Raw genomic sequence first — 19408 nt, forward strand, 5'->3', positions numbered from 1 at the left:
AATTCCATTTTAACAGTTTTTATCCTCTTGTACGGACACCCTCTGTCATGCTGATATTTTTACGTTCCTCAATATAATCCAATCAGAAAGAGTATGTTATTATGAAATTATGATAATCAGGATGACGCTTACATGTTTGACAGACCAGATGCGCCAAGAACGCATTAAGGATCAATAAGGGGGAGTCCATAGGATGGATACGAAGATGCTGGATCTGTTGGCTCAGCGCTATGACAGTGAGGAGAAAGTTGTCACGGAAATCATTAAGCTTGAAGCCATTCTCAATCTGCCGAAAGGCACCGAACATTTTGTCAGTGATCTGCACGGGGAGTACCAGGCGTTTCAGCATGTGCTGCGAAACGGATCAGGGAATGTTAAAGAGAAAATTAAAGACCTGTTTCAAGATGAATTTTCCGAAGCGGAAATCACAGAGTTCGCGACACTGGTCTATTATCCCGACGAAAAAATACCTTTAATCAAGAGTCAATTTAGTAACAGGGATGAATTAAACGCATGGTATACGGAAACCATCGGGCATATGATAAGACTGATCTCCTTTGCCTCTTTTAAATACACACGCTCGAAGCTCCGCAAAGAATTGCCTCCTCAGTTTGTCTACATCATCCAGGAGCTTTTATACAAAACCGAAGAATTCACCAGCAAGAAAGACTACTATTCAGAGATCGTCCGACAGATTATTTCCCTTGGACAGGCGGACAAACTGATTGCCGGCCTTGCCTATACGACGCAGCGTCTCGTCGTTGACCACCTGCATGTCGTCGGTGATATATACGACCGTGGCCCCGAGCCCGACAAGATCATGGATGCCCTCATCAACTACCATTCCGTTGATATCCAGTGGGGCAATCACGATGTCCTCTGGATGGGTGCCTATGCCGGTTCAAAAGTCTGTCTGGCGAATATCATCCGCATATGTGCCCGTTACGACAATTTGGATATTATTGAAGATGCATACGGGATCAACCTTAGGCCTCTGTTAAATCTTGCGGAAAAATACTATGACAGCAACCCGAAATTTATGCCGAAGAGTGATTCCGGTGAACCGCTCTCTGAGCATGAGCGAAACCAGATCTCAAAAATCCAGCAGGCCATCGCCATGATTCAGTTCAAACTCGAAATGCCGATCATCAAGCGACGTCCCAATTTTAATATGTCAGAGCGGCTTTTACTCGAAAAAATCGATTACGACAAGATGGAGATCACCATCTACGGGAAAACGTATCCCCTTGAACACACCTGCTTTGCCACAGTGAATCCGGCACAGCCTGATCAGCTGCTTGAAGAAGAACAGAAAGTCATCGACAAGCTGTTGTTTTCCGTTCAGCATTCGGAGAAGCTCGCTAGGCACATGAATTTTCTCATGAAATCAGGCAATCTCTATTTAAGATACAACGGCAACTTATTAATCCACGGCTGTATTCCATTGGATGAATCGGGCAACATGGAGAATATGGACATTGATGGAGAAACCTATTCAGGCCGCGACTTGCTGGACGTATTTGAACGCTACTTGCGTATAGCCTATGCCAATCCGCAGGAAACGGATGATCTGGCGACAGACATGGTCTGGTATCTATGGACGGGGGAATATTCCTCCCTGTTTGGAAAACGGGAAATGACTACCTTCGAACGGTATTTCATCAGCGACAAAGAAGCCCACACGGAGCGAAAGAACCCGTACTACTATTTACGGGAAAAAGAAGAAACATGCAGAAAAATCCTGGAGGAATTTGACCTCAATCCGGATCAGGGACATATCGTCAACGGCCACACGCCCGTGAAAGAACGGAGCGGGGAAAGTCCTGTGAAGGCAAATGGAAAGATGATCGTCATCGATGGCGGCTTCTCCAAGGCTTATCAGTCAGATACCGGGATCGCCGGCTACACCTTGCTGTACAATTCCTACGGGATGCAACTCGTGGCCCATAAACATTTTCATTCAAAAGAAGATGTTCTCCAAAACGGAACTGATGTATTATCCGTCAAACGGCTGGTCGATAAGGAACTTGTGCGAAAAAAGGTCCGGGAAACCAATGTCGGAAAAGAACTGTTGCAGGAAGTGGCCATCTTAAAGAGTTTGATGTCGTACCGCTATATGAGCTGACAGCCAACGAAAACAACCTGCATCAAAAGGGCGGTATCCATATGTGGATGGCGCCCTTCCCGCCTTCTGACAGCTTAACCACAGCAAACAAAAAGGCTCTATAATGAATGTGGTGGTGTTCCCTTTCGTGGCAATGGTTTTCAGCGCATAAAAAAATGCACCGTTCTCTCACCTTTGATACCCTAAAGATGCGAACCAATAAGGAGAGGAGAGAGAACGGATGCACGATCATTTTATCATAGAAATGTTGTGGATTAAAGACGGGAACGTGAAGGTGTGGGATGTCTCTTACGAAGATGAACAGATATTGCGAGCGGACCTTTACACAGAGAAGAGAAAGCAAAAATGTCCGTCATGCGGCAATAAAACAAAACGGGTCCATGGGTATCGAAATCAGATGATTCAAGGGCCAAGACTGGTGCAGGGGAAAGTGACGGTCAGCCTTCGTAAACGGCGGTATGCATGCGGGGAGTGCGGCAAGACGTTCTATGAACGGTTACAGATGATTGAGCGCTATCAGAGGGCGCTAACGAGCGTGCAAAATGAAGCGCTCATGTATGCAGCCGACAGCTCTTTTACAACGGCAGCCCGCTGGGCTGGGATTTCGGTCACGCGTCTTATACGCCTCTTCGATCGAAGAGAGATGAAAACACCGACAGTATTACCGAGAGCGATTGCCATTGACGAATTCAAGGGAGACGCCGGAGGCGAACGGTTTCAAACCATCATCGTTGATGTGGAGCGAAAAGAAATCGTCGATATTCTTCCGGATCGGAAGGTGGATACGATCAAAAAATACCTCCGGTCCTGTGACACGAGTGGGGTCGAAATCGTGGTCATGGACCTGTCAAAATGGTTTAAGAAAGCGGTGCGTGACGTATTGGGAGATCCCCTGATCATCGCAGATCGGTTTCATTTCATGAGACAGGTGTATTGGGCACTCGACGAGGTCAGACGCGACGTACAGGGAGAGCTGGATAAAAAAAGCCGGATTCATATGAAGCGGAGCAAGAAGCTGTTGTGGAAATCTCATTATGATCTGAACGAAGAACAAAAACTGAAAGTGGAGAAGCTTCTTCAAATTGACCCGAAATTAAGAGAAGCATATGAGCTGAAAAACCTGATGGAACAGTGGTTCAGAGAAAGCGATCACGAAACCGCATCGAAGCAGCTCGACAAATGCCTTGAAGCCCTGAGGGCTTCAAACACAGAAGGATTCAAAAGGGTTCGCAAAACCTTCATGAACTGGCGACAGGAGATCCTGCAGGCTTTTATGTATCCTTTTAACAACGGCTATATCGAAGGCGTTAATAACACGATTAAAGTCATGAAACGTACTTCTTACGGGATCAAGAATTTCGAGAGAATGAGGAATAAGATTTTGTGGAACCAGGAAATGAAAATGGCGATGGGATCTTAATCCCACCACCACATTTGACAAAGAACCAACAAAAATTGATTTTGCCCCCTGTAAACCTTACCTCCTCAGATGAGTGAAGTCATTGGCAATCAATCTTGGTGACTGCCTGTGTTTTTAATTTTACATTTTGTATACTTTATTTTTGCAATTAACACATGCTTTGACTCTGTTTCGCATCAAAGGTCAGGATCAATTCCACTCCTTCCTCGAGGAGAAAATGAACACGCTAAAGTACTCAATCGACAACTTTTTTATTCTTGCTATTTTTTGTATTTTATTAGAAAGATTACGTGATCAGTGTTTCCAAAAAAGCCGGAGTCAAATCCGGATCGTTCACGTGACAAGATTTAATAGAATAACGAAAGCGCACTCCAGGATTGCTCCTGAAGCGCGCAGTTTATGAGAAACGTTTAAGGTTAATGTGCCATCGTGTCCACTTCTTCTTTCTTGAATTCGATTTTCAGCTTTGCTCCTGTATGGGTCCTTTCCAGGATACGTTGCAGTTTTTGAACTGTGATATTCTGTGACCCATTTTCCAATCGGGATATCAAAGGTTGCTTTTCACCAGTTAATTCTGCGAATTCTTTCTGTGTTAATCCCATCTCCAACCGAAGTGTAATCAATGATTCTCGTAATTCCTGGTTCATCTTTCGGCTTGAATCCTCGATTTAGTCTGGCAGTTACAATAATCTGACATCCGCTGAGGAAAAGTCAACTTTGTTGTTGACCTACAAGGGTATCGACGCAGGAAAGCATCAACATACTGGAGTCAGGACAGCGTTTTATTGAATCAATTCGTTAATGTTATTTCGTACATATTGCAAGACTTCCGGCCTGACTTTTCCAAATTTCTTTCGAATAATGCCTTTTGATAGGGTATATATTTTATCTGTTCTGACAGCAGACTTTACTTTTATAAGACCTTCTTCTAAGTCTTTTTGTTCAATAATAACTGAATAATCAGTGTTTTTAAGTTGAGATGTAATGGCTGCAACAATAACATCTTCTGTATTAGAGTTATAATCGTCGTTTGAAATAATCAGTACCGGCCGTTGTTTACGATTTGATAAATCCTGAATGGTATAGGCACTAGAATAATGTCACCTTGTTTAGGCATCATTCCAAACCTCATCATCAATCTCATTGTCCCAAAAATCAATGCTGCTCTCGCTCGCTTTTACTAAATCTGCCGACAAACGTTTTTCACTTTTCAGTTTAAGATATTCCGCATAATCCAATATTTCATTAACTTCTCGTTCAGGAATTTCATCAATGATTTTCAGCAATCTCTCTTTAGCTGTGTTCACGATACTCACCGCCTCTTCCATGGAGATTTATTTTCATTATATCACTCTAAATCCCTTCAAACCAATTGTAATTGGATCTCATCTATACCGTTGGCCTCTGATGATCGTATCATGTCCCGATTATTCCACGCGAGGATGCCAATTATTTTGATAAAGAAACAACTTTTGAAAAGGTATCCCTTTCACATTCTTAACCCTTAACGCAAAAAACGCCCTGCAGGATCTTCCCCGAAGAGCGTTCGTCTACTCACCTATTTTCAAAATCCCTCTACACCGCGGGCTTTCAGCCTTCCCTGTACATCACGGTGACCGCTTCCACGTGTGATTGTGGAACAACTCAATACAATTCCGCGAAATGATTGCCTGTTTTTGCGGAAAAGTGTCCCCCCCTTTAAAAATGGCTATAGTCAGTTAAGGTTAAATTAGGAGGTGTGTTTGTTAATGGAGAAAAGGGCTTTTGAGCGGAAAGCGTTATAATTCTATCAAGCAGTTTATGTTCACTTTAGTCTAGCAGTTACACTGTATGTTTGAACTGGAAATTCTTCTGACTGGTATGTCAACACTAAATCGGACAAAAAAATTAAGGTCCCGTTGACTTGTATTCAGCTGGTGATAAATAATCCAATGATCCGTGAATTCGAATATTGTTGAACCAGTTCACATAATCAAAAAGTTCAAGATCAAGTTCTTGTTGGCTAGAAAAAACCGCACCACGAACGAATTCGATCTTGATGGTCTTGAATGTGGCTTCAGCTACGGCATTGTCATAGGGCGTTCCTTTGTCACTCAATGATCTGGTAATACCGAAGGTATCGAGTGCCTGGTCGATCAGGTGATTTTTAAACTCAGTGCCTCTGTCTGTATGAAAGATCTCGATCCGATTTAGATTGTAGGGGACGGATGCAAAGGCAGTTTGAACTAATTCAGCGGTTTTATGAGGCCCGGCGCTGAACCCAATAATCTCACGATTATATAAATCGACTAATACACAAATATAATGCCATGCTTTGTTCACGCGGACATACGTTAAATCGCTGACAACAACGCTTAATTCGTCGTCCTGATCAAACTTCCGGTCCAGTGTGTTGCCTGTTTCGGATTCATTGCAGCTAGATTTTGAAGGTTTAAATTGAGCTACGGTATACTTTGATACCAAACCCTGTTCAGCCATGATCCGCTTGATACGGCGTCTCGACACCGTCCATCCAGCTCTTTTCAATTCAGCTTTGATCTTCCGTTGACCATAGATCTTACGACTCTTCATGAAAATGCTTACGATCAATTCTGTCAGTTCTTCTTGCTCTGATTCATTTTGCCGTTTGGATTCGTAATAGAATGAGCTTCTTGCAATTTGTAGGACGTCGCACATTGCTGATACCGAGTATTTGTAACGATTAGCCTTGATTACATTTACTTTCGTCCTATGATCAGCGCGGCTTGCTTTAAAATATCATTTTCCATGGTCAGCTGTTTATTTTCTTTCTTGAGCTGTAACAGCTCTTCTTCAACAGACGTACGGTTATCCTTTTCCTTGAAAGATCCACTACCCTGGTATTGCCTAACCCATTTATCAAAGGCAGAAGGCGTCAGCTCGTATTCTTTGATGAGTTCGGATCGGGGCTTGCCAGCTTGATGCAGTTGCACGATCTGTTCTTTGAATTCCTTTGTGAAACTTCTCCGTTTGCGAGTTGTCATAAAACAGCTCTCCTTGGTTTGTATTTGAACCAAGTGTACGGGACCTTAACGAATCTGTCCAACTAAGTGTAACCGATCCAGACTTATTATTGCTAAGTTCACTTAGGTTCATGTTATAGTATCGATAATATGCTATCCCTTTGAAATCAATTTTCTTATCCTCTGCATCCACAACGTCAATCAAGGTTATAGGGAAGGGTGACTAAATTTAACTTAGCTGACTTGTATGCTTCCTTTTCTTTCTTTCTTTTGCAAAAGTGGATATGCAGATGATCGCTACAGATGCGAAAAATGGAAAAATAATCATTGACCAGGTAACTCCATTATTAGAGAGAAAGTTTACCCAGGCATCTAATCCGTATAACACAGCGATCGGAATCGCCAAGTATCCTATAGCAGCTAAAACAAGTTCTTTTTTTGAAAGCTGTGTAATTTGCATATATAACCCTCTTTTATAGTTTTTAGATTATGGACAGCCAAAGTAAAAGACGACAGCGCAAGCCGCTCCATAAATACCGCCAAACCACGGCATTAAACCACCAATACCAATCATAAATCCAGCATAAGTACAATAAGCATTGCCGCCAAGTCCACAAATATGCTCAACAGCACCCAGAGTTCCGAATCCTCAATACAATTCCGCGAAATGATTACCTGTTTTTGCGGAAAAGTGTCCCCCCCCTTTTTTTCTAGCCGTTACAGCTATTCAGTAACCTCTATTTAACAAGTAGATTTAGTTAAAGACGACGGCACCCACGCCTACTAAAGCAAAGAAAAGACTTAGCCCTACAATTGAGAAAACTATGATTAGAAACGTCTTTTTTGACATAGAATTATTTCCTCATTTCACTATGAATTAATTACTGAGGTCTTTAGAAGGCTCTTGTAGTGAAGGTCCCCCCCCTGCTTACCATTATGATTACCTCTCACCCTTATGGTAACGTCTCCAATTGTAGCACCCCAACCTGTCCCTATGACTCCAATTTTGTAAGAGAATTTACCTTCGCCATAATACACACCCTGAGTAATTTCCCCCTCTTCTCTTTGTTTAGTATGTGTAACCGTAGGATTGTAATTTCGATCTACATATGCGTTCGTCCATAGGTGTGTACTTGCACTGAAGTTACTATACCTATACCTACCATCTATTTTGTACCGAGTCCAAGTAATGCCAAGTAATGTCAATGTTCCTGTGTGAGAAATTGTTCGGGCTGATAAACTGCTCATTATACCAAAAGAAAAATCTGTTTCATAATCTATGGTCTCTATTTCTTTCATCTCCCATGTAACATCAGGGTCTTCCTTATTTTCAGCTTTTTTAAATATCTGCTCAGGGGTTCGCATTAATCTCAAAAAACTATTTTGCTCATTTCGTTCCAATGCTAAAAATTGCTCCAAAACCTTATCAGCTTCTTCCACAGCTTCTTCCACATAAGCCTCATCGATTCCTAACCTTAATGCTTCTTCAATATCATAATTCTCCAAATATAATATATAGTTCTTAGCTTATTTTAAATGATCTTCTGGTGAGTTTCCTGGCGTTCCGTTATCGGCAAAAACTGTACCTACGAACAAAGATGCAAACATTAAAATTACTAAAATACTTACCATCATTTTTCTAAAAGCCATACCTATCATTCCCCTCAGATATTAAAAGATTTCAGTTCCGTATATTTTAAATCTATCAATTTCACCTCCCTCAAACTGTAAGTTTGTCACCTGTTTCTTATTGTAATTGAAAAAATTGTAACCCAAATTGATTTGGGGTGGATCGGTTACACTTAGTTGGACAGATTCGTTAAGGTCCCGTACAATTGGTCCAAATACAAATCGAAGAGAATTATTTTACAACAACCGGCAAACGAGACAATTCACGAAAGAATTCAAGGAACGGATCGTTCAATTGCACGAAGTTTGAACACACGAGCTGATGCTTTCTAACTTTGATTAGTAAACGGCTTTCTTTTAACGGATTCTTTTAGAACTTCCACAATCAAAGTTTTTTCTTCCCACTTTACCTAACCCGAATCATGATAAACACTCATACCTCTCACCGCCTTTATTTGGAATTACATCCACCTTACCATTTTTTATCATCCTGTTCAGACTGCTTGATTGATCCAACAAATGTCCTAAAAAAGGAATATTCGACATTTTTCCACAAATTTCCACATCGTGAAAACTTGAAAGTAAAAAAGATCATCCCTTCTTTCGTTTCTCATAAATAGATTAAAATGGCATTTAATCAAAAGGTATCCTCCTTTCGTTATATTTTGTTAAAATATTTATTTTATTCGGTTCTTCCACCCTTCCGCATAACGATTTGCCTTCATTTCGACCACGGCCCCATCCAAGAAGTGAAACCGAAGCGTCTGTTTATCCTCGATCACCACACGTTCCAGGAACCGTCGGACCAGCTCCGGTTGATAGTCACTCAATCCTTGTTGGCTCCTAGCCAGCTCGATGAACTGATCCAGCTTATAGTTGAGTAGTGGATCTGCCTGTTCTTTGGCCTCGGTCCATTTTTTTATGTTGTTCTGATTGAGCAACTCCTTCAATGCCTGCATAAACGCCGGTGCTAAGTCCAGATCATTCACATGATGGTTCTTGACCCGGCAACGCTTCTCCCCTTTCACGTACCGGTTCTTACAGAGCCAGACATGCCGTCTTGCATTCGGGTCGTTGGCATGCCATGTCCGTCTGCCAAAAGCGCTGCCGCAGTGACCGCAGATGACTTTCCCGAAGAATACATAGTCATCACCGTTGAAGGTCATCTTCTTGGATCCTGTCTCTTCAACGAAAGCGATTCTCCGCTGCTTCTCCAGCTGGACTGCCTCCCATGTATCACGCTCAATGATGGCGGGGTGGTTGTCTTCAATTAGGTACATCGGCAACTCCCCTTCATTCTTCATCCGCTTTCGTGTGAGGAAGTCAACCGTGTACGTCTTCTGCATCAAGACGTCGCCTTTGTACTCTTCATTCTCGAGCATCCGTTCAATGGTGCTTGCCCGCCACTTCGATTCGCCGTTCCAGCCCGGTATGCCTTCCTCCTTCAACTCTTCTGCAATTTGTACCGCCCCTTTACCATCGAGAAAGTCGTGGTAGATGCGCTTCACCGTCTCCGCTTCGGAAGGCACGATCGTTAACTCGCCATCGGTATTCTTCTCATAGCCCAGGAACCGGGCATGGTTGATTTGCGCCTGGCCCGACTCAAACCGTCTGCGAATCCCCCAGGATGCGTTCTCGGAGATGGATCGACTCTCGTCCTGGGCCAGACTCGATAGAATGCTGAGGAGGACCTCACCTTTCGCATCCAGCGTATCGATGTTTTCTTTCTCAAAGATGATCCCCACACCGAGATCCTTCAACTGCCTCACGTAGTTCAGACAGTCCAGGGTGTTTCGAGCGAACCGGGAGATGGACTTTGTGATGATCCGGTCAATCTTCCCTTGATGGCAGTCCTCAATCATCTTGTTGAACTGTTCGCGCTTCTTCGTCGATGTGCCGGAAATCCCTTCATCGGCGTAAATCCCCGCCAAGTCATACTCAGGATGGTTCTCGATGTGGTCGGTATAATACTTCACCTGCGCTTCGTAACTAGAGAGCTGTTCAGCGTGATCCGTTGAAACTCGGCAGTAGGCTGCGACGCGCTTTTTTGATACGCTGGTCTGGTCTTCGCTCTGTCTACTCTTTGCGGGTATAACGGTAATGGTTTTCCCCATTGGCTTTTGCCTCCTCTATCATCCATTGGTGGTTGAAATCTAAATGCGGTAATACCTTATCTTTCACAGTCGTTCCATCGCATGCTTGTTTGCCTTGTTGAATATAGGTACTGCATTGCCACACGATCGTTTCGTACGATTTCCCTTTATTCCAAACCCGTCGCTTTAAGGATCCTCCACACTTGCTGCAGAAGAGTTTGCCGCTGGCTGGATAGCGCTTGTTCATCTGGTGATTCCGTTTTCTTCTCAACCGTTCTTCTTGCACGGCCTGCCACACGTCTTTTGACATAATCGGTTCGTGCGGATGTTTTGGCTGCCGGGCGACCGTCTTCGGTTTCAACCAGTTTTAACTTCCCTGGGGTCTTCGTAATGAGATGACCCACAAGATCTTGAAACGTCTTCTTCCCAAGCATTTTCTCCATATTCGTGATGGGCTTGAGGGTCTGTTTGAAAAGCTGATGCTCTTCCATCCCGGCTTCTTTCAAGGTGCTGATGATTGCTTTTTCATCGGTGTAAACCCGACTGCCTCTACCCTGAACAAGCTTCATCCCTGGCCATTGCTTGTTCTCTTTCATTGCGGTTTTGAGGGCATATTCCTGAACTTGCTTGGCCCAATTCACAAGCTCATCCACTTCACGTAAAACTTGGGAGACCTCTTCATCTGTCAATAGCGGCGGTTCTTTGAAATCCAAACAGGCGAGTTTCTGACGTTCTTCTGCACGGGCGCGGCAGGTTGCACTCACCTTGCAGAACTGGCAATGGGCGCCAGGCAGGAACTCACCCAGACCGTTAAAAGCGAGCTCTGCTTTCGGTTTCACTTCAGTCTCCGCCCAATTGAGTAATGCTTCTGCGGTCATCTCATCCGTTGAAAGGTGATCCAATCTCGGTTGCACAATCGTCATTTGAACGGTGTCAATGTGATACAGAAAGCCATAACCATTCAACGCGCCCAATGCATACAACCGCATTTGTGGATTGCCTTCTGCATAGACCTTCACGCCTTCGCCGCCTTTTAAGTCGATGATTTCCAGGAGCCCATCAGTGACGATGAGCACATCTCCAGTTCCAAAGCCTTCCGGTACCCATGGACTGAAATCAACACGTTCTTCGATTCGCACCAAGGCGTCCGATTGCAAGGCTCTTGCTTCGTTGATCCGCTCAATGACCGTATCGACATACGCTTGGACCGCATCATCGATGGCCTGGGTGTAGAAAGGGGATTCACGTCGTTCCTTCTTTTCCTTCATATACTGTTCCTCAGTGATCGAGCCAAGGAACCGCTCCAGATAAAGCTCGGATAGCTCATGCATAAAGGTTCCTACTTCGGCATAGAAACTGGTTGTATCCTCAATCTGTTCTGAGAGTTTCACGCTTGGCGGACAGTTCATCCACCAACTTGCGCCTGATGTCGAAAGCTTGGCATGGGCGCGACCTGCGTGGTTCATTACGCGTCGCCTTTCGCAGCGAGCGCTTTTGCCTGGGTGTGAAGGGCAGCGAACTGATCCTTTGGCACATCGGTGAGTCGCTCAACCCCAAATGTTTGAATCAGGGCTTTAACATCTGCGGTTTTTCCTTGTTCCGCCAAGGTGCGAAGCAAGGCTCTTAATTCCTCCAGTGTTGGCTGTGGATCACTTTTAGCCTCCACTTCCGCTTTCGTTTCATTTGGTTTTACGGGTTCCGGCACTGAATGGAGTGCGGCAACTAAATCCCGGATACTCCCTGCCACCCGCTCCAAATCCTCAGCGACGACGAGCGCTTTTTTCATTTGACTCATGTTCGTTGTCTCCTTTCATCTGGGCGTCCTCTTCTTGCATGCGTCGGGCCATCCGCTTCGTCACGATACTGATTGCCGTCAAGACGCCGACCATTTCTTCTCTCGTTTCTGTTTTGAGATCCTTTTGGTTCATGTTCTTCACCTCCTTGTATTGGCCCCTCACTTCTTAGCCAACGGGAAGGGCATTTTGGTAACCCCTTTTTTGAAAAAAGATTTTTTTATTTTTTCCAACACGCGTTTCTGCCGTTTCACGACTGCGACGTGTGAGGTGTTTTGTTCTTTTCCAATTTGACGAGTGGTCTTCTCTTCAAAGAAATAATCCTCGATAAACTGTCGATCCTGTTCATTCAACTCCTCCATCGCTTCTTGCAAAAGGGCCCTGGTTAAGTTGTCAATGACCGCGGCCTCCACATCGGAACCGCTTGAAAAAGTCGTGCCATTGTCCGTGAGCCGTTCAAATGAATCCTCTTTGGCAGGTTTGAAGTGATAATGTTCACCATCAACGTCAATGCGTCCAACCTTGATATCTCTCTCGAGATACCTCGCCCGCCGGTCCATTTGGTGATACTCCTTGTAGATCTCTTTTGAAACCGGAACCTTCGTCTGCCCTACTTGAATAAATCTTGTCATGTCCATCTCCCTCTCAAGGCCCGGCTCAGGACATTGAAAGGGAGAGAAAATAAAAAAAGACCGGACACAGCCAACCTGAATAACAGTGATTCACACTGTCATCAGCTTTCGCCATGTCCGGCCTCTAGGTAGCTCTACACTCGACTCCATCGCTCGGTACCTGTTTTTATTTCACATCACTTAGCGGTCATCAGATCAATCAAACTTCGAAAAGCTCTCATCATCCGACTCAGGCTATTCTGTGATGCCTCTCTCGGTATGTTGTAGCGGTAGAACTACCATGTTAATGTTATGAACTTGTAAAACAAAAAAGGACCGCACCTAACCAGCTTGTTTGCTGATCATGGTCCGGTCCCTAAGGTGATTGCAGCGACTTGGCGTACATCCCTTTCCGACTCGCGTTACGTTTTCTTCGGTATTTCAATAACTTCTCCCGTCTTCAGGTTTACATTTGAAATGCTATTGCATCTCCAACATTTCATTTGAACAATCCCTGAACCCATTTGTTCAACATCCATCAAACGCTTCTTGCACTTCGGACAAAATACCTTTCTGATTGCAGTGGCCTTTTCCATACACAGATCCCCTTTTCAAAATAATGGCTCGAATAATTTCATTCTATTATAGAACGTTTGTTCTATAAAGTAACCGAAAGTAGTCCCATTTTTGGAATTAGTTCCAGAAAAATTGTTCGTTTTCAGTTCCTTTATATTTATAATGGTACACTATAACGAACATATAATGCAATAAAATAATTTTGTTTACTTTTATAAACAATAGGTTTAAAATAGAATTACACAGGAATTGACAAGGAGGAACGTGAGATGTTGAAGGATAATTTGAAGAAATTACGAAAAGAACGTGGCATGAGCATGCGGAAATTAGCAGAACTTTCGGGGGTTTCCAGGAGTACGTTGCATGATATTGAAAATCTGAATATGAAGAGCACAACATTGAATACATTAGAAAAGTTAGCGGATGCGCTGGATGTTTCGGTGAATTACTTAATTGTAGAGTCAATTGAACATTTGATTGAGGAGTATTTAAAAGAGGCGAAGATGAGTCACTCAGAATTAGCTCATAAAGCGGATTTAAAATTGGAGTACATTCAAAAATTAGCGGATGTGATTCCGGATATGGAGGATTACGAGAATGTGAGGAAAATCGCACGGATCATGCATGCGAACGTGGATGAGTTGATCGCTTCTCTAGCCAAGCAAGAGCCACCAGTTTACGAAAACCTAAATCCAACGTTGCCAGAGGAAGATTTCAAAGAAGATCTCATTGACTTGGCTGAATTTGAGGCGTTTACAGATGTGGCTCGGATAGTAGGTCATCTCGATGAACTGACTTATGCAGAAATTCAACGATTGAAAGTTGCAGTGAAGTTAGCTTTGAATAAAGAGTTATAAATGCTCAACAATTCACATGATAACCAAAATAAAAAACACACACAAAAACGCCCGCCAAACCACCTAATCACTAGGTAGCTTGACGAGCAGAATAACTAATGAACCGCTAAAATATTGTAGAGATAATCAATAGGGATCTTCTAAACTTCGCGAAAAAAAGATTAGAACCGATCGTTAGCAAGTAGACAATAAAACTGCCGTATGAAAAGATGGAATAGATTCCATCTCCCTTATGTATAGACTTATATTAGTTGTAGCAATACCAGCTTTCCGCGATAAATTTTTCCGAGTCATCTTTTTACCATTAAACAAGTGAACGTCATTCAAAAAGCGCACTAGACTTCCCCACATAAATTTATCCTTATGCGGTTCTAATATTTTCTTCCTACTAATAAATTAAAAAAGTAGCAAAAAACACCTCTAGTTCTCAGAACAAAAACGTCCTGATAAGAAGAAAGTGCAACGCGCCATCAGACATCAGTTGAATCACACAAACGTGATCTGGACCACATTGCAAAAATACTGATGAAATTGGGCTTTCTCTTCTGAATAAACAGCAATATCGTAATCTTCTGGCAATTGAAGAGCTTTATCGTCAGCATTAAACAGCCCCACGTTCGGCCGAATGTTTGAGGTGAAATCCATACATTTGACGAATACAGAGTAAAAATTTCAACCATAATGGAAGACGGTGAACGTTTTTAAACCACTTTAAATGGTACACAGCTATCGTGAAGGGAATGACTTTCAGTGTGCCATCATGGAATACTATAATCGCTATGGCTTTTTCCCTGAAGCTATCACCGCTGAACCGGATTTATAAAACAAGAGAGAACCGCAGCATCTGCAAAGAAAACAGGATTCGATTAAGTGGTCCTCTACTGGGGCAGCTTCCTGAAAATGAACATACGGAAGAAAGCCAAGTGGCCTACTAAGTTGCCTGTGAACGAAGTGGGATTGAAGCCAAGTTTGGTCAGAGGAAACGTTCCAATGGTTTGGTCTTATTCGAGCTCGCTCTTTAGAAACAAGCAAGACAATCATCGCCTTGCAATTCCTAAACTTGTATATATAGAAGGTGTTTTAGGACCTTCATTCTTTTTTATGCTTATCTTGGCCACAAAAATCTGACAGTATTTCACTAAAATGCAATGCGTACATGACTAAAGTAAGGTTATGCAATAACCCCTAATTACCTAAACCAAAAATCAGATACTTTCTAACCCTATTTTTTACTATATGACTCAGGATTTAAAAATATATTATCATTAATAGATTTAATTATCTCATTTCTTTCTTCTTCTACTAGCTTATAAATATCCATAATCTCTATATCTATTTCATTATATAATTTGTTACGCTTTTCATTATCAGTCGATGACATGATTTCATCAATTTTAGATACAATTGATTCATGATGATTTTTTGAACACTTAGGAATAGGTATTGATTCAATATGTTTTTTAAGTACTTTCAAAGGGGAAAACATATAGGTGTGATAGAATTGAGCCACTCTTGAGTTTAGTATAGCCATGACATATTTTATATCATAACCTTCGATTTTAGGTATAAGAATATTGGCGCTATTAAGCGTTAATGTTTGATTATTATCATACGCAAAAACTAATTTCTTGTTAATGAATCTATAAATCAATTTTTCCTTGGCTCTATAAAACCTTTCAGGAGCTACTTGTTGAAAATCATTTGATAAAAATTCCAAATAATTGCGACCAGGAACAAAATTGTATTTATAAATATCCTTACCTTTTAACACCACTTCTCTATCCCCATTTTTTTCTTTCGATATATATTTTTTGTTATCTCCTGTCACTAATCCTAAGGCGTATTCAGCATTTTGTTTATCTAATAAATAAAAAGTTTCTACATTGCTTTTTATTTTCTTCAATATATTCTCATGTTTATCGTCTGAATCTATATTCAAAACATAGCTTTCATTTTCCAAAAATCTACTTTGCTTTAGAATAACTGTGTTATCAGAAGTAACTATTTTTATTTCATTGTCATTTTCAACAATTTCTTTTTTCACTGTCAGCGTGATTGAATTTGTAAAAACCTCTGAAAATGCCCTGTCTAACTTTCGTATTTTCTTCACGTTATAATTTTCTAACAAATCCTGTCTTATCGATGAGTGTATTTTTATATTCAGTAATGATTCTGGTAAAACAAATGACAATTGCCCGTTCTCCTCCAGCAAATCTAATCCGCATCTAATAAAAAGTGCAAATGACTCAATTGATTGATTGTTTGTGCCATAAATTTGATTTAGTTGTTTTTTTTCATCATTAGTGAAACTATATCCCCAAGGTGGATTTCCAATAATCCAGTTAAACGAATGATTAAATGAGTCGAAAAAAAGAGAGGGGGCTTCCTCAATCAAAGTATTCTTACATTCAATATTCGGATTTAAAGAATAAATTTGTGACTTGGTAAGTAAAATTAAGTTAATTTTACTTAAATCAACAGCCGTTTGATCGATATCATATCCATATATAATTTCGTTGATAATTTCCTTTTCATAAATTTCTCTTCTAATACCTTTTTTCATAAACTCTTTTTCGAGAGATATAAATATCTTTATAAGGAAATTACCGGATCCGCAACAGGGATCTAATATTTTAGGTTGGTCAATATTCTCATAATCAATTGAGTCTTCGTTTATAATATAATCAACAACTTTTGATGGTGTATAGAATGAGCCGCTATTCTTCCTATCTTTGGATGCGGATAAAGCCATATATAGTAATCCTAAGAAATCCTCTCCTCTTATAAATTCTAAATCTAATTCATTTATTTTTATTAAAGTTTCAAAATCTTCTTTGGCAACATCAATTTTATTAAAATCAATAATTGAATTTAAAATAGCTCTCAGATTACTTGAGCATTCGATCTCATTTCTTTGATATTTTTGTGAAAGACAACTTTGACTACAAAAATCATCTATTTCTATTTTTTCTTGATCCTTTAAAAATATTAACGAGATTTCTAATAATATTAACTGAACATAGTTTGATGTGACAAATTGATCTGATATTTCGATTATCTGGTTAACTATATTTAAATAAGGTTTATACGAAGTATACTCGCTTGGTAAAGTTTGACCAGAAATCATTTTTTTATTACGCCTTTTTTGCAATCTATTATTTTTACCATCTAGAATACTTCTTTTTAAGCCAATAATTTCATTTTTTTCAAAAAGTAAATTCCTTTTTCGTTTCTGATATTTCTCAATCACACCAGTTTTCATCCAATTTCTAACGGTGGCTTCAGAGACTTCTAACTCCAAGGCAACTTCTTGAATTTTTAAAAAATCCTCATTGTTTTCGTACATAGTAAAATCCCCTACCTTGCAGCGCATTATTTTGATAAAACAATTAAAATATTCCTTCAGAAAATTCCTAAAAAAAATTATTATTTAACTTAGTTGAATCAATTTCATAATTCAACATTTTAAGATTTAATACGAACAATTTGCGAATTTTTTAATAAATATTCGCTTTTCATATAGAAGACGAAACGGAAGACGGTGACGCCTGCGGGAATAGCGCGAGCCGAAGATCTACTTGGTCAAATGATCTTCTCGACTTAAGTAGCTGAGGCCGTGCCCGCGGCAAGCTTCCTTCCAGGGTGAAGTCTGATCGTAATGTTCATATTTTAGTAATCGAATTAGAATTATAAAAATTATTCATTCTCAGTATCAACTATAAAACTATTTTTCAATGTATTCAAGCCCTTATTCCCGAGTTATAAAGTGACTAGTCAAACAGTTACCGCTTAATCCCTTGTTTGACAGGGGTTTAAGCGGTATTTTAGACAGACGGGTTGTGTTACTAGCTCTTAGGCCGAATCGCTAAGATCTCTGGCGGGATTTCTGTACCGGTATTTCGAAAGATTTCTTTCTGCTTCGCAGTCGGTGTTGTTGTTCGATAGAGGTCACCATCTGATGTTGTAAAATGGCCCGCCTGCAATCGTTGAATATTGCGGCGAACAGTATTCCAGCTCTCGTTCGTATCCAATTCAATCATCCTGACGAGTAATAACGCCAGCCAACTGATGATGACGTGTGCCCTTATTCGATCTTCCAATCGGTGATACATGGGTCGCAAAACCAGCGTGGTTTTCATCGTTCGAAAAGCATCCTCCACTTGAAGAAGTTGCTTATAACCCAAAGCCACATCTTCAATCGAGAGGGTGTCATCAGAAGTTCGAATCAAATATTTTCCATCGTATTTTTCTGCATCTCGGACCGCCTGCTTATTCAGCTTTAACGTGCCATCTTTCAACTGTCGAATATATTTACCGTAAACTTTGTGTGCTCTTAGAGCACACGCTTGTTTATGATGCGCCTCATTGGGTAATTGTTTGAGGTGATGGAGTTGCTCTTCGACAGAACGAACGATCTCCTGACGTTTTTCGCGATCACGAATGGCTTCATCAGGGTTAAAAGCTATGACATATCGCTTCCGGGCTTCACCATCACCGACGATGGATTCTTTGACATGAAGGTTCTCCCGAACCTTATGAAACCGTCCGCGCTTGCTCAAGGCTTCCTCCACGTCTTTTTTTCCTGAACGCATACGTTCACCGATGATATAGTGACCAGCTCCTCGTTGTAATATGCGTAAATTTTTCTCGGATGAGAAGCCACGATCCATCACTTTCACTACGCGCCCAAGGCGCCAACCCATTAAATCCTTTTTCACTTCCTCGACAACATTCATATCCATGGTGTTGCCTGGCCAGGTCCATACTTTGATCGGAATTCCTTCCCGTGTAACGGCCAATCCAATGACAACTTGAACAAGGTCAGAACGTTTATCTTTCGAATAACCTTGAAGACGAAAATCGTCCTCTTCAGGCGTTTCATCCGAAGCGACCTCAAAATAACTCGACGTTGTATCGAAGTATAACAGGTCGACTTCCAGGTTCAATAAATTCGAGACATGATCAAATACCCGGTCCTCTAATTGCTTTTGTACAGATAGCAATTCATCCATCGAACGATAGAGCTGATGACTTTTGAAAACAGGCATGTCAGGTAGGTACACATCCTCTGAGAGCCATTCTTCCATCACCAGTTTGCTTGAGGGCGCAAGCCCTCGGTTGGCAACCATAGCAAACAGCGCACGTTCGATATCCATCTCATGCTTCCGTTCACGGAAGAGGTCTTTTAAAATCTGATCCATGCCCAGCTTCCGCCACATTTGATCAAACAGCCAAATCCCGCCTACTTGTTTGACAGCGTCGAACTCGGGTTTGTTTGGGTATTTACTTTTTGGATCTTTTCGAAGTAATCATTAAATTTGAA

At 41.4% G+C, this 19408-nt stretch carries 17 protein-coding genes and 1 pseudogene; 3 read left to right on the forward strand and 15 right to left on the reverse strand.

The features are described 5' to 3' along the window. The first annotated feature begins 193 nt into the window (after positions 1 to 193). Together BSEL_RS14985 and BSEL_RS14990 are read left to right on the forward strand one after the other, a co-directional pair. Entirely contained in the window at positions 194 to 2125 is a 1932-nt protein-coding gene (locus BSEL_RS14985; RefSeq protein ID WP_013173850.1) for a fructose-bisphosphatase class III, read from the forward strand. Positions 2126 to 2345: 220 nt separating this feature from the next. After that, entirely contained in the window at positions 2346 to 3545 is a 1200-nt protein-coding gene (locus BSEL_RS14990) for an ISL3 family transposase (protein WP_013173851.1), read from the forward strand. 416 nt (positions 3546 to 3961) lie between these two features. Here the strand turns inward: BSEL_RS14990 and BSEL_RS14995 are convergent, their stop codons facing one another. The 13 genes from BSEL_RS14995 to BSEL_RS17255 all read right to left on the reverse strand — a co-directional run bounded on the left by BSEL_RS14995 (position 3962) and on the right by BSEL_RS17255 (position 12673). Then, entirely contained in the window at positions 3962 to 4192 is a 231-nt protein-coding gene (locus BSEL_RS14995) for a helix-turn-helix domain-containing protein (protein WP_013173852.1), read from the reverse strand. A 135-nt stretch (positions 4193 to 4327) separates the two neighbouring features. Then, positions 4328 to 4624 (reverse strand): type II toxin-antitoxin system PemK/MazF family toxin, encoded by a 297-nt coding sequence (locus BSEL_RS18395; RefSeq protein ID WP_408643036.1) that lies wholly within the window; start codon positions 4622 to 4624, stop codon positions 4328 to 4330. 30 nt (positions 4625 to 4654) lie between these two features. After that, entirely contained in the window at positions 4655 to 4852 is a 198-nt protein-coding gene (locus BSEL_RS15000) for a DUF2281 domain-containing protein (protein WP_013173853.1), read from the reverse strand. A 580-nt stretch (positions 4853 to 5432) separates the two neighbouring features. Continuing rightward, positions 5433 to 6547 (reverse strand): IS3 family transposase gene (locus BSEL_RS15005; RefSeq protein WP_095522123.1). Its coding sequence is split into 2 segments (ribosomal slippage): positions 5433 to 6298 and positions 6298 to 6547, totalling 1116 coding nucleotides; the frame shifts between segments, so codons are not numbered across the junction. A gap of 208 nt (positions 6548 to 6755) precedes the next feature. Then, positions 6756 to 6986 (reverse strand): hypothetical protein, encoded by a 231-nt coding sequence (locus BSEL_RS15015; protein ID WP_013173854.1) that lies wholly within the window; start codon positions 6984 to 6986, stop codon positions 6756 to 6758. A 410-nt stretch (positions 6987 to 7396) separates the two neighbouring features. Then, the gene (locus BSEL_RS15020) at positions 7397 to 8032 is read right to left on the reverse strand and encodes a hypothetical protein (RefSeq protein WP_013173856.1); all 636 of its coding nucleotides are present in this window, start codon (positions 8030 to 8032) and stop codon (positions 7397 to 7399) included. A 21-nt stretch (positions 8033 to 8053) separates the two neighbouring features. Then, positions 8054 to 8176, reverse strand: coding sequence for a hypothetical protein (locus BSEL_RS18255; RefSeq protein ID WP_269815726.1), 123 nt, complete (start codon positions 8174 to 8176; stop codon positions 8054 to 8056). Positions 8177 to 8832: 656 nt separating this feature from the next. Beyond that, positions 8833 to 10269, reverse strand: coding sequence for a recombinase family protein (locus tag BSEL_RS15025; protein ID WP_013173857.1), 1437 nt, complete (start codon positions 10267 to 10269; stop codon positions 8833 to 8835). Next, positions 10232 to 10495 (reverse strand): zinc ribbon domain-containing protein, encoded by a 264-nt coding sequence (locus tag BSEL_RS17625; RefSeq protein WP_232970472.1) that lies wholly within the window; start codon positions 10493 to 10495, stop codon positions 10232 to 10234. The genes BSEL_RS15025 and BSEL_RS17625 overlap by 38 nt, the downstream gene beginning before the upstream one ends. After that, positions 10416 to 11714, reverse strand: a complete 1299-nt coding sequence (locus tag BSEL_RS15030) for a DUF2800 domain-containing protein (protein ID WP_013173858.1) — start codon at positions 11712 to 11714, stop codon at positions 10416 to 10418. The genes BSEL_RS17625 and BSEL_RS15030 overlap by 80 nt, the downstream gene beginning before the upstream one ends. After that, complete coding sequence (locus BSEL_RS15035) at positions 11714 to 12043, reverse strand: hypothetical protein (protein ID WP_013173859.1); 330 nt, start codon at positions 12041 to 12043, stop codon at positions 11714 to 11716. Before BSEL_RS15035 ends, BSEL_RS15030 begins: the two co-directional genes overlap by 1 nt. After that, the gene (locus BSEL_RS17800) at positions 12009 to 12176 is read right to left on the reverse strand and encodes a hypothetical protein (RefSeq protein WP_013173860.1); all 168 of its coding nucleotides are present in this window, start codon (positions 12174 to 12176) and stop codon (positions 12009 to 12011) included. The genes BSEL_RS15035 and BSEL_RS17800 overlap by 35 nt, the downstream gene beginning before the upstream one ends. Before the next feature lie 26 nt (positions 12177 to 12202). Continuing rightward, positions 12203 to 12673: a sigma-70 family RNA polymerase sigma factor gene (locus BSEL_RS17255; RefSeq protein WP_013173861.1), complete on the reverse strand. Its 471-nt coding sequence runs from the start codon at positions 12671 to 12673 to the stop codon at positions 12203 to 12205. Between the two features lie 824 nt (positions 12674 to 13497). Between BSEL_RS17255 and BSEL_RS17260 the strand changes: the two genes are divergently transcribed. Further along, positions 13498 to 14085 (forward strand): helix-turn-helix domain-containing protein, encoded by a 588-nt coding sequence (locus tag BSEL_RS17260; RefSeq protein WP_013173862.1) that lies wholly within the window; start codon positions 13498 to 13500, stop codon positions 14083 to 14085. A 1222-nt stretch (positions 14086 to 15307) separates the two neighbouring features. On the opposite strand, the gene BSEL_RS15055 is transcribed toward BSEL_RS17260, so the two are convergent. Both BSEL_RS15055 and BSEL_RS15060 read right to left on the reverse strand, forming a co-directional pair. Further along, the gene (locus BSEL_RS15055; protein ID WP_013173863.1) at positions 15308 to 17431 is read right to left on the reverse strand and encodes an N-6 DNA methylase; all 2124 of its coding nucleotides are present in this window, start codon (positions 17429 to 17431) and stop codon (positions 15308 to 15310) included. A 499-nt stretch (positions 17432 to 17930) separates the two neighbouring features. Continuing rightward, positions 17931 to 19349, reverse strand: a pseudogene (locus BSEL_RS15060) (IS1634 family transposase); the annotation flags it as partial. Positions 19350 to 19408: the final 59 nt, after the last annotated feature.

Origin of the sequence: [Bacillus] selenitireducens MLS10 (assembly GCF_000093085.1) — a bacterium.
In the GTDB taxonomy this organism is placed as follows: Bacteria; Bacillota; Bacilli; order Bacillales; family Salisediminibacteriaceae; genus Salisediminibacterium; species Salisediminibacterium selenitireducens.